18 protein-coding genes are annotated in these 24,713 nt (G+C 70.1%); 8 read left to right on the top strand and 10 right to left on the bottom strand.

Annotated features, from left to right (window positions below):
• Positions 1-148: 148 nt before the first annotated feature.
• Positions 149-2,602 (bottom strand): leucine--tRNA ligase, encoded by a 2,454-nt coding sequence (gene leuS, locus KIP79_RS26880; RefSeq protein ID WP_214107710.1) that lies wholly within the window; start codon positions 2,600-2,602, stop codon positions 149-151.
• A 452-nt stretch (positions 2,603-3,054) separates the two neighbouring features.
• Here leuS and KIP79_RS26875 point away from each other — a divergent pair, with 452 nt between their 5' ends.
• The gene (locus tag KIP79_RS26875) at positions 3,055-4,611 is read left to right on the top strand and encodes a hypothetical protein (protein WP_214107709.1); all 1,557 of its coding nucleotides are present in this window, start codon (positions 3,055-3,057) and stop codon (positions 4,609-4,611) included.
• On the opposite strand, the gene KIP79_RS26870 is transcribed toward KIP79_RS26875, so the two are convergent.
• Genes KIP79_RS26870 through KIP79_RS26860 form a run of 3 tightly spaced genes read right to left on the bottom strand, consistent with a single transcriptional unit; the run spans position 4,608 to position 8,738 of the window.
• Positions 4,608-5,882 (bottom strand): cytochrome P450, encoded by a 1,275-nt coding sequence (locus KIP79_RS26870; RefSeq protein WP_214107708.1) that lies wholly within the window; start codon positions 5,880-5,882, stop codon positions 4,608-4,610. The genes KIP79_RS26875 and KIP79_RS26870 overlap by 4 nt on opposite strands.
• A gap of 52 nt (positions 5,883-5,934) precedes the next feature.
• Positions 5,935-7,194, bottom strand: coding sequence for a cytochrome P450 (locus KIP79_RS26865; protein ID WP_214107707.1), 1,260 nt, complete (start codon positions 7,192-7,194; stop codon positions 5,935-5,937).
• Entirely contained in the window at positions 7,191-8,738 is a 1,548-nt protein-coding gene (locus KIP79_RS26860; RefSeq protein WP_214107753.1) for a GMC family oxidoreductase, read from the bottom strand. The genes KIP79_RS26865 and KIP79_RS26860 overlap by 4 nt, the downstream gene beginning before the upstream one ends.
• 91 nt (positions 8,739-8,829) lie before the next feature.
• On the opposite strand from KIP79_RS26860, the gene KIP79_RS26855 reads away from it, so the two are divergent.
• Both KIP79_RS26855 and KIP79_RS26850 read left to right on the top strand, forming a co-directional pair.
• Positions 8,830-10,341 (top strand): long-chain-fatty-acid--CoA ligase, encoded by a 1,512-nt coding sequence (locus KIP79_RS26855; RefSeq protein WP_214107706.1) that lies wholly within the window; start codon positions 8,830-8,832, stop codon positions 10,339-10,341.
• Positions 10,342-10,423: 82 nt separating this feature from the next.
• Positions 10,424-11,773 (top strand): CBM35 domain-containing protein, encoded by a 1,350-nt coding sequence (locus KIP79_RS26850; protein ID WP_214107705.1) that lies wholly within the window; start codon positions 10,424-10,426, stop codon positions 11,771-11,773.
• 55 nt (positions 11,774-11,828) lie between these two features.
• Here KIP79_RS26850 and KIP79_RS26845 read toward each other — a convergent pair whose 3' ends face one another.
• From KIP79_RS26845 to KIP79_RS49015, 3 genes are all read right to left on the bottom strand, one after another.
• Positions 11,829-13,088, bottom strand: coding sequence for a class I SAM-dependent methyltransferase (locus KIP79_RS26845; protein WP_214107704.1), 1,260 nt, complete (start codon positions 13,086-13,088; stop codon positions 11,829-11,831).
• Positions 13,089-13,094: 6 nt separating this feature from the next.
• Positions 13,095-14,465, bottom strand: coding sequence for an FAD-binding oxidoreductase (locus KIP79_RS26840; RefSeq protein WP_214107703.1), 1,371 nt, complete (start codon positions 14,463-14,465; stop codon positions 13,095-13,097).
• Positions 14,466-14,631: 166 nt separating this feature from the next.
• Entirely contained in the window at positions 14,632-16,143 is a 1,512-nt protein-coding gene (locus KIP79_RS49015; RefSeq protein WP_261368025.1) for a serine/threonine-protein kinase, read from the bottom strand.
• A 111-nt stretch (positions 16,144-16,254) separates the two neighbouring features.
• Here KIP79_RS49015 and KIP79_RS26830 point away from each other — a divergent pair, with 111 nt between their 5' ends.
• On the top strand, positions 16,255-17,358 hold the full coding sequence (locus KIP79_RS26830; protein WP_214107702.1) for a CaiB/BaiF CoA transferase family protein: 1,104 nt from the start codon (positions 16,255-16,257) through the stop codon (positions 17,356-17,358).
• Between the two features lie 7 nt (positions 17,359-17,365).
• Here KIP79_RS26830 and KIP79_RS26825 read toward each other — a convergent pair whose 3' ends face one another.
• Positions 17,366-17,848 carry a GyrI-like domain-containing protein gene (locus KIP79_RS26825; protein WP_214107701.1) on the bottom strand — a complete coding sequence of 161 codons (483 nt, stop codon included), beginning with the start codon at positions 17,846-17,848 and terminating at the stop codon, positions 17,366-17,368.
• An 83-nt stretch (positions 17,849-17,931) separates the two neighbouring features.
• On the opposite strand from KIP79_RS26825, the gene KIP79_RS26820 reads away from it, so the two are divergent.
• From KIP79_RS26820 to KIP79_RS26805, 4 genes are all read left to right on the top strand, one after another.
• A complete protein-coding gene (locus tag KIP79_RS26820) occupies positions 17,932-19,371 on the top strand; it encodes a GuaB1 family IMP dehydrogenase-related protein (RefSeq protein ID WP_214107752.1) in 1,440 nt (479 codons plus the stop codon).
• Positions 19,372-19,506: 135 nt separating this feature from the next.
• A complete protein-coding gene (locus KIP79_RS26815) occupies positions 19,507-20,241 on the top strand; it encodes a YflT domain-containing protein (protein ID WP_214107700.1) in 735 nt (244 codons plus the stop codon).
• 101 nt (positions 20,242-20,342) lie between these two features.
• Positions 20,343-20,717, top strand: coding sequence for an FKBP-type peptidyl-prolyl cis-trans isomerase (locus KIP79_RS26810; protein ID WP_308169910.1), 375 nt, complete (start codon positions 20,343-20,345; stop codon positions 20,715-20,717).
• Positions 20,718-20,864: 147 nt separating this feature from the next.
• Positions 20,865-22,382, top strand: coding sequence for an ATP-dependent DNA ligase (locus KIP79_RS26805; RefSeq protein WP_214107699.1), 1,518 nt, complete (start codon positions 20,865-20,867; stop codon positions 22,380-22,382).
• Between the two features lie 113 nt (positions 22,383-22,495).
• Here the strand turns inward: KIP79_RS26805 and KIP79_RS26800 are convergent, their stop codons facing one another.
• The gene (locus KIP79_RS26800; RefSeq protein ID WP_214107698.1) at positions 22,496-23,650 is read right to left on the bottom strand and encodes an FAD-dependent monooxygenase; all 1,155 of its coding nucleotides are present in this window, start codon (positions 23,648-23,650) and stop codon (positions 22,496-22,498) included.
• A gap of 9 nt (positions 23,651-23,659) precedes the next feature.
• The gene (locus tag KIP79_RS26795) at positions 23,660-24,253 is read right to left on the bottom strand and encodes a GbsR/MarR family transcriptional regulator (RefSeq protein WP_214107697.1); all 594 of its coding nucleotides are present in this window, start codon (positions 24,251-24,253) and stop codon (positions 23,660-23,662) included.
• Between the last annotated feature and the right edge of the window lie 460 nt (positions 24,254-24,713).

Here is a 24,713-nt window from a genome sequence, read left to right as displayed (position 1 = left end):
GCCCTGCCGGGACGGCGGTGGTCGCGGCATGCCCTGACCGCACGCCTAAACGATGTTCAACTGTGGCTCGCCGCAATTTTGGGCGCCCACCACGGCCACGGTCAATTCCCCGGTACGGCGGGCCCACCCGCCGTACCGGGGACACCCCCTACGGAACGATGTTCACCAGCTTGGGCGCACGCACGATGACCTTGCGCGGAACCCCTGACAGGTAGGGCTGGACCTTCTCCGACGCCAGGGCCAGCGACTCCAGGTCGGCGTCCGAAATGTCCGGTGAAACATCCAGTCGGTCCCGGACCTTGCCCGCCACCTGCACCACGCAGGTGACCGAGTCCCGCACCAGCAGCGCCGGGTCGGCCGTGGGCCAGCCCGCCAGCGCGACCGAGGGCGCGTGGCCCAGCCGCTCCCAGCCCTCCTCCGCCGCGTACGGCGCGACCAGCGACAACATCACGGCCAGCGCCTCGGCGGCCTCCCGGACGGCGGGGTCGCCCGCGCCGGGGCCGGAGTCGATGGCGCGCCGGGTGGCGGTGGTCAGCTCCATGACGCGGGCCACCGCGACGTTGAAGCGGTTGGTGTCCACCAGCCGGGTGACCTCGTCCACGGTCCGGTGGGTGATCTTGCGCAGTTCCAGGTCGCCGGTCGCCGGGTCGGCGCCCACGGGGCTGGTCACCTCGCTCATCACCCGCAGCGCGCGGGCCAGGAACTTCTGCGAGGCGGCCGGGGAGACGTCGGCCCAGTCGATGTCGTCCTCGGGCGGCCCGGCGAAGATCATGGTCAGCCGGACGGCGTCCACGCCGAAGGAGTCGATCTGCTCGCCCAGGTCCACGCCGTTGCCCAGCGACTTGGACATCGCCTTGCCGCGGTTGATCACCTGGCCCTGGTTCAGCAGCCGCAGGAACGGCTCGGTGAAGTCGACCATGCCCATGTCGTACAGCACCTTGGTGAAGAAGCGGCTGTACAGCAGGTGCAGCACGGCGTGCTCGATGCCGCCCACGTACTGGTCGATGGGGCCCCACTTGCGGATCCGCTCGACGTCGAAGGGTCCACCGGTGTACGCGGGGTCCACGTACCGCAGGAAGTACCAGGAGGAGTCGACGAAGGTGTCCATCGTGTCGGTGTCCCGCCTGGCGGGGCCCGCGCACTTGGGGCAGGCCACGTTGACCCAGTCCGTGGCCGAGGCCAGCGGGGAGATCCCCTTGGGGGCCAGCGCCTCGCCGCGCAGGTCGGGCAGGGTGACCGGCAGCTGGTCGTCGGGGACCGGGACCTCGCCGCAGTCGGGGCAGTGGATGATCGGGATCGGGGTGCCCCAGAAGCGCTGCCGGGACAGCAGCCAGTCGCGCAGCCGGTAGTTGATCGTGGCCCGGCCGGTGCCCCGCTCCTCCAGGATCTCGATGATCTTCGCGATGGCGGCGGCCTTGTTCAGCCCGTCCAGCGGGCCGGAGTTGACCAGGCTGCCCTCGCCGGGGGTGGCCACGCCGGTCTCTCCCGGGTCGGCCATGCCGGTGTGCACGACCACCTGGACCGGCAGGTCGAACTTGCGGGCGAAGTCCAGGTCACGCTGGTCGTGCGCGGGCACCGCCATGATCGCGCCGTGCCCGTAGTCGGACAGCACGTAGTCGGCCGCCCAGACCGGGATGCGCTCCCCGTTGACCGGGTTGATCGCGTACACGCCCAGGAAGACGCCGGTCTTCTCCTTGTCGGTGGCCAGCCGCTCGATGTCGGTCAGCTTGGCCACCTCCGCCCGGTACGCCTCCAGCGCCTCGCGGTGGGCGGGCGCGCAGATCTCGGCGGCCAGCGGGGCGTCGGCGGCGACCACGAAGAAGGTGGCGCCGAACAGCGTGTCGGGCCGGGTGGTGTAGACGGTGACCGGCTCCTCCCGCCCCTCGATCTGGAACCGCACGTCGGCGCCGGTGGAACGGCCGATCCAGTTGCGCTGCATGGTCAGTACGCGCTCCGGCCAGCCGTCCAGGCTCTCCATGTCGTCGACCAGCCGCTCGGCGTAGTCGGTGATCTTGAAGTACCACTGGGTCAGCTCACGCCGGACCACCACCGCGCCGCACCGCTCGCACCGGCCCTGGACGACCTGCTCGTTGGCCAGCACGGTCTGGTCGTTGGGGCACCAGTTGACCAGGCCGCCCTTCCGGTACGCCAGGCCGCGCTCGAAGAACCGGTTGAACAGCCACTGGTTCCAGCGGTAGTACTCCGGGTCGCTGGTGTGCAGCCGCCGCGACCAGTCGAAGGAGATCGCGTACCGCCGGAACGAGTTGGCCTGGGTCTCGATGTTGGCGTAGGTCCACTCGGCCGGGTGCGCGTTCCGCTTGATGGCGGCGTTCTCGGCGGGCAGCCCGAAGGAGTCCCAGCCGATCGGGTGCAGGACGTTGTACCCCTTCTGGAACCAGTACCTGGCGATCACGTCGCCGATGGCGAACACCTCGCCGTGGCCCATGTGCAGGTCGCCGGAGGGGTAGGGGAACATGTCGAGCATGTACTTGGCCGGCCGGGGGTCAGCCGGGTCCTCGCTGGCGGCGAAGGGGTTGCTTTCCTCCCAGCGAGGCAGCCATTTGGCCTGCAGCGCCTGCGGGTCGTACACCTGCTCGTCCACGGTCCATCTCCTGATTTATCGACACCCGCCCATAAGAAAACCCCCCGGCACCATGCACGAGGGGCGGCCGCATCGAGGCTGCAATCAGTCTGCTCGATGCGGCCCAATAAGAAGCAGGGTCTCGGCACGCATAGCGCAAGCCTAGCGCAGACTTCAAGTGCGACGCTGACGATATCGTGCGGGGCCGACGATCTTACACGCCCAGTCAGACGCCGATACGCGATGGTGATAGATCCGTTGTGACCACTGGTGTCGGGTTCCTCTACCCTCATCTCGTGGCGAACTCACTCGACCCGGGATCGGGCCCGGATTTCCTTCCGATGCAGGATCCCCCGACCGATCCCACCGGTGAGCAGTTCCGCGGCGCATTCTCTGGTTTAGGTGCCCCGCCCCCCGGGTCGCATGAGATCATGCCAGGCACGTCCAATTCGGGCATGATCTCGGGAGGTCACATGCCCTCGGAGCACAGCGAGTCGCAGCGAACCCCGGCCTGGCCAGAGGTTCCGCCCGCCTGGCCCGAGGTCCCCGCGGCCTCCTCCCCCACCGCGGGCCCCCCGCCCGGCTACCCCGAGCCCGACCCGTACGGCCAGCGCTCCTACCGCACCGGCGACCACCCCGTGCTCCCGCCCCCGCTGAACGACCCGCCCCGAGGCGGCACCGACCCCTTCGGCCGCCCGCAGTACCGCGAACCCGACCACCCGGTGCTCCCACCTCCGGCGCACGAGCCCTTCTCGACCGGCCCGTTCGGTGTTCCCCCCGGCATCCAGCAGGACCCCCGCCAGGCCGACAGCACGGTACGGCTCGGCCCCCGTGACCCTCAGCCCTTCGGCGCTGACCCTCAGCCCTTCGGCGCGCTGGGCCAGCAGAGCCCCCGCCAGTTCGGCACCGGGGAGACCCCCCTCTACCGCGCCCCCATGGACCAGCAGGCCCCGCCGCAGCAGGCGTTCTCCGGCCCGCACACGGGCGAGCACGGTGTGCCCCAGTTCCCGATGACGGGCATGATGGCCGCCCAGCCGCAGACCCAGGCTCCCCCGCAGCCCCAATTCCAGCCGCAGGCTCCTCCGCAGCCGCAGCCGCAACACCAGCAGCCCCAGTACCAGCCACAGCCCCAACCTCAACAACCTCCGCACCAGCAGCCGCAGCAACCCGCCGACCCGTACAAGCCGTTCGTGACGGCCGGGCAGATCAGCGGCCCCAAGACGCCCCCCGCGCACCGCCAGCAGGAGCTCTGGAACACCGTCTTCGGCGAGAACTACCAGGCCATCGACGAGTACGACGAGGAAGAGGAGCGCGGCCGCCCGATCTGGCTGTTCGCGCTGGTCGGCTCGGTCCTGGTGGCGCTGATCGCCGCGCTGCTCTGGGCGTTCCTGGCGGGCCCGCTGGCCGGCACCGGCGAGGACTCGGCCAACCCGTCCCCCTCGGCCAAGCCGTCGGCTTCCAAGAGCTCCACCGCGCCCCAGGCCCAGGGCGGCCTGCCCGTCTACGAGGGCACGGCCTCCCCGGTCAAGGGCACCCTCACCGACAGCGAGGGGCACGTCTCGCTCCCCCAGCTCGGCGGCCCGTGGCGGACCGACCTGGACCAGCAGGGCATCCAGACCACCTACGGCTACGTGACCCGCCAGTTCGTGAACGCCGGCATGACCACCAAGGGCAAGCCGCAGTACGCCCAGGTGATGAGCGGCCCCCTCAGCCAGGAGCTGGCCGCCAAGTTCACCACGGCCGACGACCTGCGGCCGGTGATCAACGCGGTGGTGGTGAAGGCCCGGCAGAGCATCTTCCCCAAGGGCAACAAGGTGAGCAAGGTCGGCGCGCAGAAGCTGCGTGGCGCGAACGGCCAGCTCGGCGCGTACAAGGTGACCGACGACGGCGGGTCCACCCTGGTGGTGGTGGCCGCGGTGAACACCGGCCAGCCGCTGCCGTCGATCGTCTACATGCAGGTGCCGGACATCAAGGACGACCTGCTGCCCGACGTGAACACCATCTTCAAGTCGATCAAGGTAGCCGACTAGAACCTGCACTCCATGTGCTTCGTGCCGTTGATGAAGCTGGAGAAGAGCCGTTCCGGCGTACCCGCCTCGATCGTCGGGACCCGGCGCAGGAGTTCGCGGAACATCACGCTGATCTCGCGGCGGGCCAGGTGGGCGCCCAGGCAGAAGTGCGGCCCCGGCCCGCCGAAGCCCACGTGGGGGTTGGGGTTGCGGGTGATGTCGAACCGGTACGGATCCTCGAAGACCCGCTCGTCCCGGTTGGCCGACCAGTAGTAGAGGACCACCTTCTCGCCCGCGCGCATCTGGGCGCCGTTGCTCATCACGTGGTCGCGGGTGAGTTTGCGCCGCATGTAGTTGACGGGGGCCGCCAGCCGCACGATCTCCTCCACCGCGCCGGGGGCCCTGCCGTCCAGGTCGGCCAGCCAGTGGGCCTTCTGGTCGGGGTTGAGGGTGAGCAGGCGCAGGCCGTGCGAGATGGCGTTCCTGGTGGTCTCGTTGCCGGCCACCACGAGCAGGATGAAGAAGGAGCCGAGTTCCTGGGCGGTGAGCTGCTCGCCGTCGATGTTGGCGTTGATCAGGGTGGAGATCAGGTCGTCGGTGGGGTTGCCGAGGCGGTGGGCGGCGAGGTCCTGGACCAGTTGCTGGAGTTCCATGCCGGCGGTGAGCAGCGCGGTGGCGATGGAGCCGGGGTCGCTGACGTACTCGGTGTCGGAGGCGCCGAGGATCACGTTCGAGCGGTCGAAGACGAAGGTGTAGTCGCGCTCGGGGATGCCCATCATGTCGCAGATGATCTTTAACGGGAACCGGGCGGCCACCTCGGTGACGAAGTCGCAGCCGGGGCCGGTCTGGAGCAGGTCGTCCACGATGCGGGTGGCGGCCTCCTCCACGTCGGCCTCGAACTGGCGGATCATCCGGGGGGTGAAGGCCCGGGAGACGATCCGGCGCAGCCGCGCGTGGCGGGGGTCGTCCATGCTGATCATGGAGCCGAAGTACTCGACGAACTCGGCGGGCATGTCGACGATGTTGGTGGCGCCGCCGGAGCCGGAGCAGAAGATCTCCGGGTTCCGGCTGGCCTCCAGGATGTCGGCGTGCCGGACCAGCGCGTGGTAGCCGGGTCCCGGCGGGGCGAAGGAGACTTCCGGCTCGGGAAAGAAGGCAGGGATGTCCTGGTCGCGAAGGAGCTGGAAGGCGTGCTCCCGCTCGGGCATGGGGCGGGCCCAGAAGTCCCAGTCGGACAGGTTGATGTCCGCGGTGGTCCGGATCGGCGCGTACCCGGCGGGCTGAGTCGTCATCGATACCCCCACTAGAACGACATTCGGTCCCCATCGTGCCACAAGCGCCCGTTCACCATGCGTAGGTCACATGTTTGATCCCGTTGATGAAGTTCGAGAGCAGATAGTCCGGCTCGCCGGTGGTCCGGATGCCGGGGTGGCGGGTGAACAGCTCGCGGAACATCACGGTGATCTCGCGCCGGGCCAGGTGGGCGCCCAGGCAGTAGTGCGGTCCTGGACCGCCGAAGCCGACGTGCGGGTTGGGGTTGCGGGTGATGTCGAAGCGGTCGGGGTCGGTGAAGACCGCTTCGTCGCGGTTGGCGGAGTTGTAGAAGAGCAGCACCTTGTCACCGGCGCGGTAGTCCTGGCCGTTCATGTGGTGGTCCCTGGTCAGGGTGCGGCGGAACTGGATGACCGGGGTGGCGTACCGGATGATCTCCTCGACCGTGCCGGGGATGTGCTTGTCGAAGTCGCTCAGCAGCAGCTCGCGCTGGTCGGGGTGGTCGGTGAGCAGCTTCAGGCCGTGCGAGATGGCGTTCCTGGTGGTCTCGGCCCCGGCGGTGACCAGCAGGATGAAGAACGAACCGAGTTCCTGGGCGGTCAGCCGCTCCTCGCCGTTGACCAGCAGCGAGGTCAGGTCGCCCGTGGGGTTGCGGCGGCGGGCCCGGCCGAGCCGCTGGGCCATCGCGCTCAGGCCGCGCCCCGCGCCGATCAGCCTGGCCAGACCGCGGGCCACCGGCCAGCGGTGGAAGACGCCGTCGGTGAAGTCGACGGTGATGCCGGAGTACTCGGGGTCGGCGTTGGCCAGGATCACGTTGGTGTGGCGGAGCACCTCGTCGTGGCGGTCCGGCGGGATGCCCATCATGTCGCAGATGACCTGTACGGGTAACCGGGCGGCGATCTCGGTCACGAAGTCGCCCCGGCCGGAGGCCCGGGAGATGATCTCTCCGGCGGCCTGCTGTAGGTCCTCCTCCATCTTGGCCAGGATGCGCGGGGTAAAGGCACGGGAGACGATCCTGCGTAACCTGGCGTGCCGGGGGTCGTCCATGTTGATCATTGAGCCGAAGTAGACGGCCAGCCAGCGGGGCATGTCCGGGATGCTGTTGGTGGTGGGCTCGCTGCTGAACACCCCGGCGTTGCGGCTGGCCTCGATGACGTCGGCGTGCCGGACCAGGGCGTAGTAGCCGGCGCCTTCCTTGATGAAAGGAACCCTGTTCTCGCGGGCGAAGACCGGGCGGTCGAGCTCGCGCAGGCGGCGGAACGCCTCCAGCCGCTCTTCCCGGGGACGGCCCCAGAACGGGATGTGGGAAAGATCGATGTCGGTGACGCTCATCCTGCCGCCTTGGCGAGAAGCTCCGCCGCCTTTTCGGCGACCATGACGACGGGGGCGTGGGTGTGGCCGCGGTTGAGGGTCGGCAGCACCGAGGCGTCGACCACCCGCAGCCCGTCGATCCCGCGCACCCGGAGTTCTGGATCGACGACCGAGTCCGGGTCGGCGCCCATCCGGCAGGTCCCGGCCGGGTGGTAGAGCGTCTCGGCCCGCTCCCTGACCCAGGCGGCCAGTTCCTCGTCGCTCTCGCCGCCCTGGTACGGCGCCATCGGCCCGGCGGTGAACGGCTGGAGCGCGGGGGCTTCGGCGATCTTCTGCGCCACCCGGAGCCCGGCCACCAACCTGCGCAGGTCGGCCTCGGCGGTGAGGTAGCCGGGGTCGATGACCGGTTCGCCGCCGCGCAGCGTGATCCGGCCCCGGCTCTCCGGCTGGAGCAGGATGACCCCGATGGTGATGCCGTGTCCCGGCTTCGGAGTGAGACCGTGGTCGATGAACGGGCCCGGCGCGAAGATCAGCTCGATGTCCGGGGCGGGCTCCTCGGGGGTGGTGCGGATGAACGCCACCGCCTCCCCCACGTTGGTGGTCAGCATCCCGCGCCGCAGCAGCAGGTAGCGGAGCAGGTTGGCCAGTGTCTCGGCCCCGGTCAGCGTGATCGGTTCCGGGCAGTTCAGGAACACCCCGCTGGTCAGGTGGTCCATCAGGTTGGCGCCCACCTGCTTGGACGGGTGCACCACCTCGATGCCGTCGGCGGCCAGCACCTCCGGATCGCCCACCCCTGAGCGCATCAGCAACTGCGGCGAACCGATCGTCCCGGCCGCCAGGATGACCTCGCGGGAGGCCCGGACGGTCAGGCCCTCGCCGTACTCGACGCCGGTCGCGCGCCCGTTCTCGATCAGTACGCGCCGGGCCTGGGCGGCGGTCAGCACGGTGAGGTTCTCCCGGCCCATGGCCGGGCGCAGGTAGGCGTCGGCGGCGCTCCAGCGGTGGCCGCGGTTCTGGTTGACGGGGGTGGGGCCGTAGCCCTCGTTGGTCCGGCCGTTCAGCTCCGGCAGGCGGGTCAGGCCGGTCTGCGCGCAGGCTTCCAGGAAGGCGGCCGTGATGGGGTTGGGGCTGCGTAACTCGGAGATGTAGAGTGGGCCCGTGGTTCCGTACACCCCGCCCCGGTTGGAGCCGACCCGCCGCTCCGCGCGCTGGAAGTAGGGCAGCACCTCGTCGTAAGTCCAGCCGGGGAGGTCCCACTGGTCGTAGTCGAGGGCGGTCCCCCGTACCCACATCTGGGCGTTCAGCGAGGAGGAGCCGCCGAGCATGCGCCCGCGCGGCCAGTAGAGTTCACGCCCGGTCAGCCCGGTCTGCGCCACGGTGGTGTAGTCCCAGTCGTAGGCGGTCTTGAAGAGCTTGGAGAACCCGGCCGGCATGCGGACTTCCAGCTTCCGGTCGCTGCCGCCGGCCTCGATCAGGGCCACCCGCACCTCGGGGTCCTCACTCAGCCGGGCGGCCAGCACACATCCGGCTGAACCGGCACCAACGATTACATAGTGGAAGTCCATAGCCACGTGCTTACTCCCGATCGGGGAATGCGTCCAGTTTGTAACCTTCGGTTACCTACCAGTAGGTAAGGACGGCTGCAAGCATGTGGCCATGCTTAATCTCGCCATCGTGTTAGAGGACAGTGCCCGCGAGGTTCCCGACAAGACCGCGCTGGTCTTCGGTGACCTCCGCCTGCCGTACGCGTACGTGGACTCCGTGGCCAACCAGGTCGCCAACCTGCTGACCGCGCGGGGTGTGGGGCGAGGGGACAAGGTCGCGCTGGCCTGCCCGAACCTGCCGTACTTCCCGATGGTCTACTTCGGCATCCTGAAGGCCGGGGCCACGGTCGTGCCGCTCAACGTGCTGCTCCAGGCGCGGGAGATCGCCTACCACCTGGACGACTCGCAGGCCAAGGCGTTCTTCTGCTTCGAGGGCACCCCCGAGCTGCCGCTCGGCGAGCGGGGCCGGGCCGGGTTCGAGGAGTCGGGGGCGGAGCACCTGATCGTGCTGCCCGCGACCCCGCTGGCCACCGAGACCCCGTACGGGGAGTCGTTCTGGGCGGCACTGGAGGGCATGGCCACCACCTTCGAGACGGTCCAGACCTCGGCCGAGGACACCGCGGTCATCCTCTACACCAGCGGCACCACCGGACAGCCCAAGGGCGCCGAGCTGAGCCACCAGAACATGCTGATCAACGCGATGGTCGGCGACGAGATCCACCCGCGCCTGCCGGAGAACGTGTTCCTGGCCACGCTGCCGCTCTTCCACTCCTTCGGGCAGACCGTGATCATGAACGCCGGCTTCCGGCGCCGGGCCACGGTGGTCCTGCTGCCGCGCTTCGAGCCGGGCGAGGCGCTCCGGCTGATGCACCGGGAGGGCGTCACCCTCTTCGCCGGGGTGCCCACCATGTACTGGGCGCTGCTCGGCGCCGCGGGCGATCCCCCGCCGTCGCTGGCCACCGCCATCTCGGGCGGGGCGTCGCTGCCGGTCGAGGTGCTGAAGGACTTCGAGAAGAGCTTCGGCATCCCGATCATGGAAGGGTACGGCCTGTCGGAGACCTCGCCCGTCGCCTCCTTCAACCAGTTCGGCCGCCCGTTCAAGCCCGGCTCCATCGGCACGCCGGTCTGGGGGGTGGAGATGAAGCTGATCGACGGCGACTGGGACACCGTGCCGGAGCTGGGAGAGATCGCCATCCGGGGCCACAACGTCATGAAGGGGTACTACAACCGGCCGGAGGCCACCGCCGAGGTGATGCGGGACGGCTGGTTCCGTACCGGGGACGTCGCGCGGCGGGACGAGGACGGCTTCTACTTCATCGTCGACCGGGCCAAGGACATGATCATTCGGGGCGGGTTCAACGTGTACCCCCGGGAGATCGAAGAGGTGCTGATGACCCACGAGGCGGTCTCGCTGGCCGCCGTGGTCGGGGTGACGGACGAGAAGCTGGGCGAGGAGATCAAGGCGTACGTGATCCGCCGGCCGGAGGCCACGGTCACCGAGCAGGAAATCGTCGAATGGTCCCGGGAGACGATGGCGGCCTACAAGTACCCCCGGATCGTCGAGTTCAGGGAGGCGCTGCCGATGACCGCCACCGGCAAGATCCTCAAACGCGAACTTCGGTAGCTCGGAGGTTCCCCGGAGGCTTCGCGGGTAGTGGGCGCCCGTACGGTCAGGACGTCGTCGAAGACTCCGGGGAGACAAACCCATGCGAGGCCATGCGATCACCGGTGCGTTACTGCTGGTCGCGGGGATCCTGGTCAGTGGATCCTCCGCAGCCGGCGCCGCGACACCGTTCGAGCGAGGCACCAGATACGAGGCCGAGAGCGCCACCATCGTCCAAGGGAGGGTCGAACGTTCCCGCCGGGGATACAGCGGGGAAGGTTACGTCAACGGGTCCAACCGGAGCGGTAGCTACGTCGAATGGACGGTCAGCGCCGAGACCGCCGGGGAAGCCAAAATACTCATCCGGTACGCGAACCCGGGCCGGCGGGGGACCTGGGCCGACATCTCCGTCAACGGGCAGACGGTGGCCGAGGACCAGCGGTTCCGGGGAACCCGGTGGTGGCGGTTCTGGCGGACGTTGTCGTTCCGTACGCCGCTGGTCGCGGGCGCCAACACGATCCGGATCACCGCGACCACCCGCCGGGGAAATCCGCACCTCGACCACCTCGAAGTACGCGACCTCCCGGCCCCACCGACGGAATCCCCGACACCCACACCGACCCCGCCAGGGGAATGCCCACCAACGACCGCCCCGCCCACCGAGACACCCCCCGCCGAAACGCCGACCACTCCCACGGCCACCCCGAGTGTCACACCGCCGGTTGAGACACCGCCGGTTGACACACCCACCGTGACGCCACCGGTCGACACCCCAACCGTGACACCGCCGGTCGATACCCCCACCGTGACACCGCCTGTGGACACGCCGACCGTAACGCCTCCGGTCGAAACACCGCCCGCCGAGACGCCGTGCGTCGAACCGCCGTGTGTCGTCGAGACCCCTCCGGTCGAAACGCCACCGGTGGAGACCCCGACCAGCGCGCCGACCGAGACGCCGACGGCGACACCGCCCGTGGAGACGCCCCCTGCCGAATCGGCGTCCCCGCTGGGCCTAGGCGGGACGCCGTCCCCCGGCGCCACGCCTCCGGCCGACAGCGCGACCGCGACCCCGCCAGTCGAATCCCCCACGGTCACGCCACCCGTGGAAACCCCGCCCGTGGAGACTCCCCCAGCGGAGACACCCCCCACGTGTCCCCCGCCCTCCGATGACACCGAGCCGCCCACGACCCCAGGTCAGCCCGTGTGTTCCGACATCGGCTCCACCGAGCTCACCCTGGACTGGCCCGTGTCCACCGACAACATCGGCGCCGTGGCGTACGACATCTTCCACGACGGCACGCTGATCGCCAGCGTGGAGGCGCCCCCGGTGCGGATCGTCGGCCTGCCCCCGGCCACCGACTACAGTCTCACCGTCGTCGCCAGGGACGCCGCCGGAAACTTCTCCGCGAGCAGCCCGGCAGTCGAGTGCGCCACCTTGGCGGAAGGCTCGTAGACACAGGAAACGGCTCCCGCGCGCGACAAACACGCGCGGGAGCCGTACCGGATGATCAGGGCCAGTCGAGGGACGGGCGCAGGGCGATTTCGGCCGAGCGCTTCTCGTTGAGTTTCACGCCCAGGACCTGGTGGAGCTGGATCTTGTTGCGTTCGAAGCCGACCACGCAGCCCGCCATGTAGAGGCGCCAGACCCGGGCGGTGCCCTGGCCGACCTCGCGGACGGCCTCGTCCCAGTGGTCGTCCAGGTTGTGGCACCAGTCCCGGAGGGTGAGGGCGTAGTGCTCGCGGAGGTTCTCCTCGTGGCGGATCTCGAACTCGGTGTCCTCCATGACCCGGATGAGGTGGCCGACCGATTCCAGTTCGCCGTCGGGGAAGACATAGCGGTTGATGAAGCCGCCCTTGTTGAGGGTCTTCTCCTTGCCGGTCGGCCGGGTGATGCAGTGGTTGAGCAACCGTCCGCCGGGCTTGAGCTTGTTGTAGAGGAAGGAGAAGTAGGAGGCCAGCTGGTCCTTGCCGATGTGTTCGGTGAGGCCGATGGAGCTGATCGCGTCGAAGTCGGTCTCGGTGACGTCCCGGTAGTCTAGAAAACGCACCTCGGCGAGCCCTTCCAGGCCCTCCTCGGCGATCGCCTTCTGCGCCCACTCGGCCTGCTGGCGGCTGAGCGTGACGCCGAGCGCCTTGACCCCGTACTCCCGGGCGGCGTGCCGCACCATGCTGCCCCAGCCGCAGCCGACGTCCAGCAGCCGCATCCCGGGCTTGAGGTCGAGCTTCTTGGCGACCAGGTCGAACTTGGTGTGCTGCGCCTCCTCCAGGGTGGCGTCCGCGGAGGGGTAGACCGCGCAGGTGTAGGCCATCGACGGCCCAAGCACCCACTCGTAGAAGGTGTTGGAGACGTCGTAGTGGTGGTGGATGGCCTCGGCGTCGCGCTGCTTGGCGTGCCGGCTGCCCAGCCGGGCCATGGCCGAGCGGCGCACCTCCTGCGCCGGCAACGGCACCCGGGTGAGCAGCGGTTTCACCCCGAGCGCCCGCACGGCGGCCACTTTCTCCGACAGCGGGATGTCGTTGATGGTGATGGACCACATGCGGTCCAGCAGTGCGTACATGTCTCCGTGCACATCCAGATGGCCGGAGATATAGGCCCGGGCCAGGCCCAGTTCTCCAGGCGCCTGGGCCAGGTAGGCCACCGCGATCGGCGATTTCACCTCGAGTCGGAGGTCCGCGCCGGATGGGCCTGACTTGCTGCCGTCGTAGGCGACGAATTCGAGGCCGGCCTCCGGCCCCACGACCTTCTCAAAGATCGCGGCGAGATTCATCCCTCATCACCTTCCCCGTACACATTTCTCATACAGGTCAAGCAACCGGCCACCGGGGTCGTAAGCGCGCTTGACCGCCCAGTAGGCGTCTCCGTTGTAGAACCGCCAAAACTCCTCTCGATCGTAGAACGAGGTCGAATAGAGGGACTTGTGGCCCTCCAGTTCGTGCACGGCGCGCTCGATCAGCCGGTTGTGGTACCCGTCCTGCCGCCCCCGCGGCAGGGGGACCATGCCCCAGAATCCGAAGTTGACGTAGAGCTGCCCCGGCTCCAGCGGGTAGAGCGACCAGTCCCTGGTGGCCTTGAGCGGGCACATCCAGAGCGGGGTCATGCCCACCTGACGGTGGAAGAACTCCAGGAACTCGGCGCCGCGCTCGATCGGCACCTCCACGTCCTGGATGACCGACTCCTGCACGGGGTTGTCCCGCCAGCGGTCGATCCGGGCGGTCACCCCGTACCGCTGGTCCAGGCCGACCAGCTTGCGGTAGACGTCGGAGCGGAGCCAGCGGCGCGGGGTGATCGAGCGCACCAGCGGCTGCTGCACGCCGAACGCCCGCGAGCACCAGAACCAGTCGGTGTCCCAGCGCCAGAGGTAGTCCCGAACGGTCAGCCAGTCCCGGGTACGGCTCCGCATGGACTGGTAGTAGATGCGCATCCCGGTGTAGTCCGACACGTACGGCGCCCGGTCGGCGAAACGGCCCAGGGTGATGTACATCTCGTCCGGCCCGAAGAAGGTGCCGTCCACGAAGTCCACGGGCTCGCCGTCGTGCTCCCTGGTCTCGCAGATCTCCTGCATGGCCAGCATGCACTTGTCGGCGTCGGTGAACCGCACGTGGGTGAGGCGCACGTACGGCCGGACCCGGGCCAGCTTGATCTTGATGCGGAGCGCGTAGCCCAGCGTGCCGTAGGAGTTGGGGAAGGCGTGGAACAGGTCCCGGTACTCGTTGTCGGCGCGGGCGACCACCACCCGGCCGTCGCCGGTGAGGATCTCCAGTTCCTCCACCGACTCGTGCGGCAGCCCGTCCTTGAAGCTGGTCGACTCGATGCCGAGCCCGGTCACCGCGCCACCCAGCGTGATCGTCTTCAGCTGCGGCACCACGTACGGCATGAGCCCGTGCGGCAGCGTGGCGTCGACCAGGTTCTCGTAGGTGGTCATGCCCTGGACCTCGGCGGTCATGGCCTCCGGGTCCACCTGGATGACCTGGTCGAGGTCGCGCGCGGAGAGCTTGGCCGTTCTGGTCGGCTCGCGGAAGCGGAACAGGTTGGTGGTGGCCTTGGCCAGCCGGGGCGCCGCGTCGGCGGGCATCGCGGCGTAGGATTCGCGGATCTGCTCGACCGCTCTCCTATGGGTGGTCATACTGGTCGTGCGCTCGGGCATGACACCACCCCCAGATTGTAGAGATCGTCTCTAGGGGCACGGTATCCCCCTAAAACACCGCAGACCAGACTCGACACGTTAAACCCGAGAAAACTGTCCGTTCTTTTGGCGGGTGATGAGGGATGTTCCCCACCCGGCGTCCCGGGAATCCCGCTGACCTGGGCCATCATCCGGCCCTCGGACGGAAACTGTTCAGCACTTTCCCCATCATGCCCGATTGCCCGTCCCAGGCATCCTTTTCGGTGGTCCAAGTGAGGGCGAACGCCGTGTCGCCGACCGTGAGCAGGCGGGTGACCTCGTGGTAGGCGATCCCGGGGGTGAGCCAGGGGCGGTCGCCACGGTTGTCCTCGGTGGCGGTGTAGACCGACTCCCATTCCGCGGCCGAGCCGTAGGACCAGGAGATCCGGTCCAGGCGGAGCTGCTGGTAGTCGCGCACGTTCCGGGTGAGGGCGGCCTCCATGTCGCCGAGCATTTCCAGCTGCCCGCCGTACGCGCTGACCTCCTCCACGCCCAGGTGGCTGCCACCGTCGCGGCTCAGCCACTCGGTGAGCGCCTCGGCCCGGGAGCCGGTCCAGGCGCGCGGGTAGCCGATCGTCCAGCCCGCCGGGGAGAGGTACCGCTTGAAGAGCGACACCGGGGTCGGCGTGGGGCTGGGCTGCGGCGTCTGCTCGGGCGTCTGCCTGGCCACCACCGGCGCGGCCGACGGGCTGGGTGAGGCCGCGGCCACCGGTGACGGCGCGGGCCGGTCGGTGGGGGCCAGCGCCCAGACCGCGGCCGCGCCGGCCACCACCGCCACCGCCGCGACACCCGCGATCAGACCGGTACGGCGGCCGCGCGGCCTGGGGGATCCGGGCACGGGCGCCGCGTCGATCTGGGCCAGCAGCCGGTCGGCCTCGGCGGCGGTGGCCCGGCGCTGCGGGTCGCGGATCAGCAGGGCGGCCAGGGCCGGGCGCAGGGCGGGGTGGACCCGCCCGAAGTCGGGCTCCTCGGTGAGCAGCGCCGCCAGCGTGGCCATCGTCTCGCCCCGGTCGAAGGGCGAGCGGCCGAGCACGGCGGCGTACAGGGTGGCGCCGAGCGACCACAGGTCGGAGGGCGGGCCGATCTGCCCGTCACTCGCGCGTTCCGGGGCCAGGAAGGCGGGCGAGCCGGTGATCATCCCGGTCTGGGTGATCGAGGCGTCGCCCTCGGCGGTGGCGATGCCGAAGTCGGTCAGCACCGCCCGGCCGTCCGGGCTGACCAGGATGTTGGCGGGCTTGACGTCCCGGTGCAGCACCCCGGCGGCGTGCGCGGTGGCCAGCGCGGCGAGCAGCTGCCGCCCGATGACGGCCACCTCGCGCACCGCCAGCGAGCCCCGCTGCCGGACCAGCTGCTCCAGCGAGGGCGCGGGGACCAGCTCCATCACGATCCAGGGCCGCCCGTCCTCCTCGGCCACGTCGTAGACGGCGACGATGCCCCGGTGGTTGAGCCGCGCGGCGGTGCGCGCCTCCCGCCCGGTACGCAGAAGCTGGCGTTCCAGGTCGGCCGGAGGCAGCCCGCGGGGCAGCAGCACCTCCTTGATCGCGACCGGCCGATCCAGCAGCGTGTCGTGCCCCTCCCACACCACGCCCATGGCACCCTGACCGAGCCTGCGCAACAGCCGGTAGCGCCGGGCGACCAGCCGCTCCCCGTCCCCTGCCATCCCTGCCCCCATCAGCACCGTGAACAGGCGGCAAGTCTCCCATAACACGCAGGGGCCTGTTGCGAGGACATTCCGAATCTTGTTCTATTGGCGCTGTTGGAGGGAGGCCGCATGAACGGACCGCTGACCGGGATACGCGTGCTTGAACTGGCCGGACTGGCCCCCGGGCCCTTCGCCGGGATGATGCTGGCCGACCACGGCGCCGAGGTGCTCCGGGTGGAGCGGATCGGCGGCCAGGGCCCCGGCGCGCAGACCCTGGACCGGGGCAAGCACACCATCGGCCTGGACCTGAAGTCCCCCGCGGGCGTGGCCGCCTTCAAGGAACTGGCCCGGCACGCGGACGTCGTCATCGAGGTGTTCCGCCCGGGCGTGGCAGAACGCCTCGGCATCGGCCCCGAGGACCTGCTCGCGGTCAACGAGCGCCTGATCTACGGCCGCCTCACCGGCTGGGGCCAGGACGGCCCGCTCGCCCGCACCGCCGGGCACGACCTGGACTACATCGCGCTCTCCGGCGCCCTGTCCACCCTCGGCCGGGCCGGGGAGAAGCCCACCCCGCCCATCAACGTGCTCGGCGACTTCGCCGGCGGCGGCCTCCTGCTCGCGTACGGCGTGCTGCTGGCCCTTCTCGAACGCGCCACCACCGGCCGGGGGCGGGTGATCGACGCCGCCATGGTGGACGGTGCCGCGCTGCTCTTCGCCATGTTCTACCCGGCCGTGCAGCACGGCTTCTGGACCGAACGGGGCACCAACCTGCTGGACACGGGTGCGCCCATGTACGACACGTACGCCACCAAGGACGGCAAGTACCTGGCCGTGGGCGCGCTGGAGGACCAGTTCTGGGCGGAACTGCTGACCCGCCTGGACCTGACCGGCCTGCCCAGCCGGGACGACACCGCCAACTGGCCGGAGATCCGCGACCGCCTCACCGCCGCCTTCCTGACCCGGACCCGGGCCGAATGGGAGGAGGTCTTCGAGGGCTCCGACGCCTGCGTGACCCCGGTGCTGGAGATGACCGAGGCCCCGCGGCACCCGCACAACCAGGCCCGAGGCACCTTCACCGAGGTCGGCGGCATGATCCAGCCACGGCCCGCGCCCCGGCTGCTCGGGGCCGGGCAGAGCGACCTGGCCCCGCCCGCCCGCCTGGACGACCTGACCTCCTGGGGTCTGGACGAGAGCGCCGCCAAGGCGCTCCGCGAGCAGGGCGTGCTGGCCTGACGGGTCGCTACTCGGCGGCCTCCGGGGAGTAGTTCGGCAGGATGGCGATGAACAGATCCGCCCCCGCCGGGTGGTGGACCTCCACGTCGGTGGTGAACGCGCGGGCCGGGGCCGCCCCGGACTCGGTGTGCTTGACCAGGTACTGCCAGGCCTCGACCAGCGTCTGCGGCATCGGCCCGCGCACCTCCAGGTGCATGGCCGGCACGCCGGGCACCCGGACCGCGACCATGCCCTCGGGCAGCCGGGTGGCGGTGTGCACGGCCACCCCCACCACCTGGGTGTAGGCGCCGTTGTGGTCGCTCTCGTAGTCGGTCAGCACGGCGTACAGATTCTCGTCGACGCGGCCGGGGACGTGTGCGAACGCGCCCGGCACACCCGCCCGGGACCAGAGTCCCGGCAGCTGCGCCCGAGCCGGATCGGCCTCCGCCGCGTTCGTGGTACGAACGGCGTGGCCGACGACGAGCAGCTCGGGCCGGTCAACAATGACCACAGATCGTCCCCCTTCGAACTGAACTGATCGCCGTCATCCTACGGACACACATACGGTGCTGGTAGGCAGGGAATGTTCAGTTGGTGCGATTCCTCAACGACATCACCCCGCCGTACGACCTGACCTACAGCGACGTTTTCATGGTCCCCGCCAGGTCGGACATCGGGTCCCGGCTCACCGTCGACCTGGGCACCCGGGACGGCACCGGCACCACCATCCCCATCGTGGTGGCCAATATGACCGCCGTGGCCGGCCGGCGCATGGCGGAGACCGTCGCCCGGCGCGGCGGCATCACCGTCATCCCGCAGGACATCCCCATCGACGTGGTGACCAACGTGATCGAGTGGGTCAAGGGCCGCGACCTGGTGCACGACACCCCCATCACCTTGACCCCGCACGACACCGTCGGCGAGGCGCTCAACCTGCTGCCCAAACGCGCGCACGGCGCGGTCATCGTGGTCGACTGGGACAACCGGCCGGTCGGCGTGGTCACCGAGGCCGACTGCCACGGTGTGGACATGTTCACCCAGCTCTCCCAGGTGATGAGCGCCTCGCCGCAGCTGCTGCCGCAGGGGGTGGACCCGCAGACCGCCTTCGAGGCGCTGCACGACCAGCGCCACCGGCTGGCCCCCGTGGTGGACCCCCACGGCCGCCTGGTCGGCATCCTGACCCGGACCGGCGCGCTCCGCGCCACCCTCTACCAGCCGGCCGTCGACTCCACCGGGCGGCTGCGCGTCGGCGCCGCCGTCGGGATCAACGGGGACGTGGCGGCCAAGGCCAAGGAGCTGCTGGACGCGGGCGCCGACGTGCTGGTGGTGGACACGGCGCACGGCCACCAGGAGAAGATGCTGGCCGCGCTGGCCGCCGTGCGGGCGCTCTCCCCCGGGGTGCCGATCGTGGCGGGGAACGTGGTCACCGCGTCCGGCGTACGGGATCTGGTCGCGGCCGGGGCCGACATCGTCAAGGTCGGGGTGGGGCCCGGCGCGATGTGCACCACCCGGATGATGACCGGGGTCGGCCGGCCCCAGTTCTCCGCCGTGCTGGAGTGCGCCGCCGAGGCCCGGCGCCTGGGGCGGCACGTCTGGGCCGACGGTGGAGTGCGGCATCCGCGCGACGTCGCCCTCGCGCTGGCGGCCGGGGCGTCCAACGTGATGATCGGCTCCTGGTTCGCGGGGACCTACGAGTCGCCTGGGGACACCCGTACCGCGGCGGACGGGCGCAAGTACAAGGAGAACTTCGGCATGGCCTCGGCCCGCGCGGTACGCCTGCGCACCGCCGAGGACACTCCCTTCGAGCGGGCTCGCAAGTCTCTGTTCGAGGAGGGCATCTCCACCTCGCGCATGTACCTGGATCCGGTACGGCCCAGCGTGGAGGACCAGATCGACGAGATCGTGGCCGGGCTGCGGTCCGCCTGCACCTACGCGGGGGCCTGCGACCTGGAGGAGTTCCATCAGCGCGCGATGGTGGGCGTGCAGAGCTCTTCCGGCTACACCGAGGGCATGCCACTGCACCAAAGCTGGTAGCCGCCTCACAGGTGGTGCCACCACACGGGGTGTGCCATTTCGCGGTTGGTACCGTTTCGCGGCTGGTGGACGTTTCGCGCTGTCGCAGCGGGTAGAGGGACTGGCCCCTGACACTCGCACTTCGCGGAGGCGATCATGTATCACCCTCGGCCCGTCGAGGAGGGCACGGCCGCGGCGCAGCCCCGGCTACTGGTCAGTTACGACAACTACGCCGCGGCCCAGCGTGCCGTGGACGCGCTTTCCGACGCCGGGTTCGCGGTCGAGAACGTCTCGATCGTCGGACGCGACCTGCGGCTGGAGGAGCGGGTCACCGGCCGGCTCACCAACGGCCGGGCGGCGCTCCTCGGCTCGGGCAGCGGCGCCGCGTTCGGCCTGGTGGTCGGGCTCTTCCTCGGCCTGTTCACGACCACCACCACCTCGTTCGTGGCCCTGGTCCTCTGGTCGGTCCTGTGGGGCGCCGTCGCCGGCGCCGCCTTCGGCTACGCGGGCCACGCCTTCCAGGGCGGCACCCGCGACTTCTCCTCGCGCAGCCAGATCGTGGCGGGGCGGTACGACGTGCAGGTGGCCACGGCGTTGTTCGCCGAGGCCCAGGCGATCCTGCAGGGCGGCCTGGCCCCCGCCGACACCGTGGTCGTGGACCGTCCTCCGTCCGGCGGCCCGCCGCCCTCGGCCGGTGACGATCTCCCCCGGCCGCCTGGTGGCCACCGGCCGCAGTCAGCCGGCGGCGATCTGCCGCCGTCCGGGAGCGATCTGCCGTCGTCGGCGTCCGGCGGGCGGACCTCCGCCGAGGAGCGGTCGCTCGTGGACGATCTTATGGATCAGCCCCGAAGCGGGGCGGGAAGCCGCCGGGGGCCGGGGGACGCCCGGTAGAGTCGGTCGGTCGGCCGGTAGTCTGCCGACCGCCGGCATCGGGGGCGCGCCACCCCAGCCGGACTGCGTGAGCCCGGCGCGCCGAAACAAGGAGACCCATCGTGGCACTGGAGAAGCCCGAGATCGATTTCCCCGAGGGCAAGCCGCCCGCCGACCTGGAGATCGTCGATCTGATCGAGGGCACCGGCGCGGAGGCCAAGCCCGGGCACACGGTCAGCGTGCACTACGTCGGCGTCGCGTTCTCCACCGGCGAGGAGTTCGACGCGTCCTGGAACCGGGGCCAGGCCTTCCAGTTCCCGCTGGGCGGCGGCCAGGTCATCGCCGGCTGGGACCGCGGCGTGGCCGGCATGAAGGTCGGCGGCCGCCGCCGCCTCACCATCCCGCCCCACCTCGGGTACGGCAACCGCGGCGCCGGGCGCGCCATCAAGCCGGGCGAGACGCTGATCTTCGTGGTCGACCTGCTCGGCGTCAACTGACGGCCAAGACGTCGCCCGCCAAACCTTCATTTACCGATTGACCGCCCTGCCGACTCCGCCGGCCTACGGCTTCTTGGTGTGGCTTCAGCCCCGGCCTTGGTGCCGGGGCTGTTCCATGTCACGGCTTGACTAGGGCAGGATTACCATGTGTTGCTGATCGATCTCGCCCGGACCTCCGCCGCCGTGGCGGCCGACTCGGCACGGCTGGCCAAGATCCGCCATCTGGCGGAACTGCTCGGCCGGGTGGGGCCCGACGAAGCCGAGATCGCCATCGCGTACCTGTCGGGGGAACTGCCGCAGCGGCAGATCGGGGTCGGCTGGCGGTCTCTGTCCGACCTGCCTGAGCCCCGGCTGGTGGCCACCGCCACGCTGACCCGTATCGACTCGCTGCTGGAGCAGATCAAGGCGCAGTCCGGGCCCGGTTCGCAGGGCGCCCGGCGGGCGCTGGTCAACGAGTTGTTCGGCGCCGTCACCCGGCAGGAGCAGGCTTTCCTGGGGCGGCTGCTCACCGGGGAGCTCCGGCAGGGCGCGCTCAACGGGGTGATGATCGAGGCGATCGCCAAAGCGGCTTCGGTGCCCGCGGCCGAGGTGCGCCGGGCCCTCACCCTGCGCGGCTGGCTTCCCGCCGTCGGGGCCGCCGCGCTCGCCGGCGGGGTGGAGGCGCTGCGGGCCTTCCACCTGGAGGTGGGGCGGCCGGTCGCGCCCATGCTGGCGCAGAGCGCCCCCACCGTGACCGCCGCGCTGGAGAAGATCGGGGGTCCGGCGGCCATCGAATGGAAGCTCGACGGGGTACGGGTGCAGGCGCACCGGTCGGGAGATCAGGTCGGGGTGTTCACCCGGACGCTGGACGACATCACCGCGCAGGTGCCGGAGCTGGTCGAGGCCATGTCGCGGCTGGAGATCGACGATCTGGTGCTGGACGGGGAGGTGATCGCGCTCCAGGCGGACGGGCGGCCGGAGCCGTTCCAGGTCACCTCCGCGCGGGTGGCGACCAAGATCGGGTCACGGGATTCGGTGCCGTTGAGTGTTTTCTTCTTCGATGCGCTTCGGGTGAACGGGGTGGATCTGCTTGATCTGCCGGATGCGGAGCGGCATGCGGCGCTGGTGGGGGCCGTACCCGCTGAACTGATCACGCCCCGGCTGGTGACCGGGGATGCCGAGGAAGGTGAGGCCTTCTTCGGCGAGGCGATACGACGGGGCCACGAAGGCGTGGTCGTCAAGTCACCTTCAACCCCCTACGCGGCCGGGCGCCGGGGAGCCGGTTGGATCAAGGTGAAGCCCCGGCACACCCTGGATCTCGTGGTGCTGGCCGTCGAATGGGGACACGGACGGCGCGAAGGCAAACTCTCCAACCTGCACCTCGGCGCGTTCGACCCCGAGACCGGCGACTTCGTGATGCTCGGCAAGACCTTCAAAGGCCTCACCGACGAGTTGCTCGCCTGGCAGACCGAACAGTTCCTCCGCCTGGCCGACGGCCCCACCGACGGCTGGACGGTCCACGTCAAGCCCGTCATGGTGGTAGAGATCGCTTTCGACGGCGTACAGCGCTCCAGCCGCTACCCCGGCGGAATGGCCCTGAGGTTCGCCCGCGTCCTCCGCTACCGCCCGGACAAACGCGCCGAGGAAGCCGACACAGCGGCATCAGTCCGCGCCCTACTCCCCTGACCGTCCCTCGCCCCCTCCTTCTGCACCCCGTACACGAGGTCGCCGCCCTCGACCGCGGGCGGCGCTGATCATCAGCCGCGACAGCGTGAGTCGTTCGAGTACTTCGGCCAGTCTCAGGGGCGCGGCGTCGGCGACGGCAGGTGCGGCGGCCGCCATCGCCAAGTGGCGTTGCTGTCGGCGGCGATGCCCTTGCGCCACAACGGCGCGGGCGTCAGCCGGATCATCGTCACCATCGCCCGATGGGCAGCCGCGGAGGTGGTCCGGTCGCCGTCCTTGCGAGCTCCTCGGGCGGTGGCCTGGGTGCGCGGGCGGCGGGCGGCGTCGTAGCGGCGCAGCGCGGCCTCGATTGTGGGCTCGCCGGCGAGGGCGGCGGCGAGCACGACGGAGTCCTCGATCGACTGTCCGGCGCCTTGCCCGCGGTCAGGGCTCATCGCGTGTGCGGCGTCGCCGAGCAGCACCACCCGGCCGCGCACGTAGGTCGGCAGCGCCGCCAGTTCACGGATGTCGATATGGATCACTGCCTCGGCAGGGGTGGCCTCGACCAGTGCCGGGATCGGATCGTGCCAGGCGCCGATGCGGTCGGCGACCTCGATCTTCTCCTGGTCGTAGCGGATGCCCGGCGCGTCGGCCGTGGTGACGTAAGCCCAGTACGCCCGATCACGCGCGATGGGGTGAATAAGGAAGTAGCCACCCGGGCCGAGCGTGAAGCTGCCGGGCAAGCCCGGCACCGGGGCGATGCCCAGCCAGGCTGTCCGGCCCAGGAAGCGCACCGGCGGCGCGTCCGGCCACAGCAGCCGGCGGACAGTGCTGCGGATGCCATCAGCGGCGATGACCAGGTCGGCGGTCAGCTCGCCGCCGCCGAATCCGACGCTCACGCCGCCGGCGTTCTGCCGGATGGCGGTGACCTCCGCGTCCGTGCGCACCCAGCCGGCGGGCACCGCCTCCAGCAGCACCCGGTGCAGGTCGGCGCGGTGGAAGGCGAGTAGCGCGGTCGCATCCCCGGGTCGCGCTCGTTGCAGGTAGCGGCCGTCCGGGGTGCGCAGGTTACCGGAGGCGTGGGTGGGCATCCCGACCGCCCGGGCCTGCTCCTCCACGCCGAGTTCGGCCAGCGCACGCAGGGCGTTGGGTGCCTGGGACATGCCGGCACCAATCTCGCCCAGCTCGCTCGCTCGTTCCAGCACCGTGGCCTGCCAGCCGATCCGGTGTAATGCCAGCGCCGCGGACAGTCCGCCGATGCCGCCGCCTACCACGATGGCGTGTCTGCTCATGGTGTCTCCTCATCGTCGGGGTGCTGAGCTGCCAGGACCATCGGGGCCATCGGGGCCATCGGGACCGGGGCGTGCTCGGCCGTACGCTGAAGGCGCCCATTCGGGGCCATCGGGGCCATCGGGACCGTCGGGGCCATCGGGACCGTCGGGGCCATCGGCCTGCGGGGGCGGCGCGTCGTCGAAGACCTTGGCCATCCACTCGAAGGTGGCGTGAGCCTGGCGGACCCTCGCGGCACGTTCTTCGTCCGCGCCCACCAGGTCCACGCCGTCGCGGGCGATGTCCAGGAACGCGCCGATCCCGGCGATCTGACGGCGTACCACGACCGCCCAGGCGTCCTCGGCCATCCGGTAGTAGACGGTTCGCCTGCCTGGCCGGGTCCGCCAGGCCAGGAAGCCCATTCCGGTCAGCAACCGCAGGTTCGAGGTCAGCGACGCGCGACTGGCGCCGATGGCGTCGCTGATCTGCCCGGCGGACTGCTCGGGTGGATCGCAGATCATCAGCCAGCCCAGCACCCGCCCGGCGATCGGCGGTACCCCATCGCGCGCCAGGTACATGGCGACCCGCTCGACCCATTCCAGCTGCCGATCCAGCTCGCTCGTCATCCGCCCTCCACCTCTTACAGTTATTTCAGTATGAACTGAAATTTGTGTATATATCAAGGATAGGCCTCACTGTCGGCCCTCCCGGCGGAGCCGGGTCCGGACCCGAAGGGATCACAAAGGGTGGGTGGGGCACGCACGGCAATCAATGGCCCATGCGAAAGACGGCAATCAGTCGTCCCAACGGAAGCCAGGCCCGCACCGGGAGGGTCGCCAGGATGGGTGGGAGCTTCACGGCGACCATCCGTCCCGACGGAAGCCGGGCCCGGACCCGGAGGGTCGCAAGGGTGGGTGGGTGGGACAACAACCGCAACCGGGCGGGTGGGAGAACCACGGCTTCGGCGAATCGAGGGCCGGCGCGCGAGGTGTGAGATACGTCACAGGATTTGTAGGTTTGGGTGGTTTGTCGCGTATGTTCCGATTCGTACCCGAATGAAGGACTGTGGTTTCCCTTGGGTTTGCA

It is taken from the genome of Acrocarpospora catenulata (genome assembly GCF_018476525.1).
Taxonomy (GTDB): domain Bacteria; phylum Actinomycetota; class Actinomycetes; order Streptosporangiales; family Streptosporangiaceae; genus Acrocarpospora; species Acrocarpospora catenulata.
This window is presented reverse-complemented; position numbering and strand designations above follow the sequence as displayed.

What these genes read in the sequence shown, in the direction of transcription:
- KIP79_RS26845 (WP_214107704.1), bottom strand. Translation starts at nt 13,088, where the DNA reads ATGAATCTCGCCGCGATCTTTGAGAAGGTCGTGGGGCCGGAGGCCGGC.
- KIP79_RS26800 (WP_214107698.1), bottom strand. Translation starts at nt 23,650, where the DNA reads ATGAGCAGACACGCCATCGTGGTAGGCGGCGGCATCGGCGGACTGTCC.
- KIP79_RS26815 (WP_214107700.1), top strand. Translation starts at nt 19,507, where the DNA reads ATGTATCACCCTCGGCCCGTCGAGGAGGGCACGGCCGCGGCGCAGCCC.
- KIP79_RS26830 (WP_214107702.1), top strand. Translation starts at nt 16,255, where the DNA reads ATGAACGGACCGCTGACCGGGATACGCGTGCTTGAACTGGCCGGACTG.
- KIP79_RS26860 (WP_214107753.1), bottom strand. Translation starts at nt 8,738, where the DNA reads ATGGACTTCCACTATGTAATCGTTGGTGCCGGTTCAGCCGGATGTGTG.
- KIP79_RS26795 (WP_214107697.1), bottom strand. Translation starts at nt 24,253, where the DNA reads ATGACGAGCGAGCTGGATCGGCAGCTGGAATGGGTCGAGCGGGTCGCC.
- KIP79_RS26865 (WP_214107707.1), bottom strand. Translation starts at nt 7,194, where the DNA reads ATGAGCGTCACCGACATCGATCTTTCCCACATCCCGTTCTGGGGCCGT.
- KIP79_RS26850 (WP_214107705.1), top strand. Translation starts at nt 10,424, where the DNA reads ATGCGAGGCCATGCGATCACCGGTGCGTTACTGCTGGTCGCGGGGATC.
- KIP79_RS26855 (WP_214107706.1), top strand. Translation starts at nt 8,830, where the DNA reads ATGCTTAATCTCGCCATCGTGTTAGAGGACAGTGCCCGCGAGGTTCCC.
- KIP79_RS26840 (WP_214107703.1), bottom strand. Translation starts at nt 14,465, where the DNA reads ATGCCCGAGCGCACGACCAGTATGACCACCCATAGGAGAGCGGTCGAG.
- KIP79_RS26875 (WP_214107709.1), top strand. Translation starts at nt 3,055, where the DNA reads ATGCCCTCGGAGCACAGCGAGTCGCAGCGAACCCCGGCCTGGCCAGAG.
- KIP79_RS49015 (WP_261368025.1), bottom strand. Translation starts at nt 16,143, where the DNA reads ATGGCAGGGGACGGGGAGCGGCTGGTCGCCCGGCGCTACCGGCTGTTG.
- KIP79_RS26870 (WP_214107708.1), bottom strand. Translation starts at nt 5,882, where the DNA reads ATGACGACTCAGCCCGCCGGGTACGCGCCGATCCGGACCACCGCGGAC.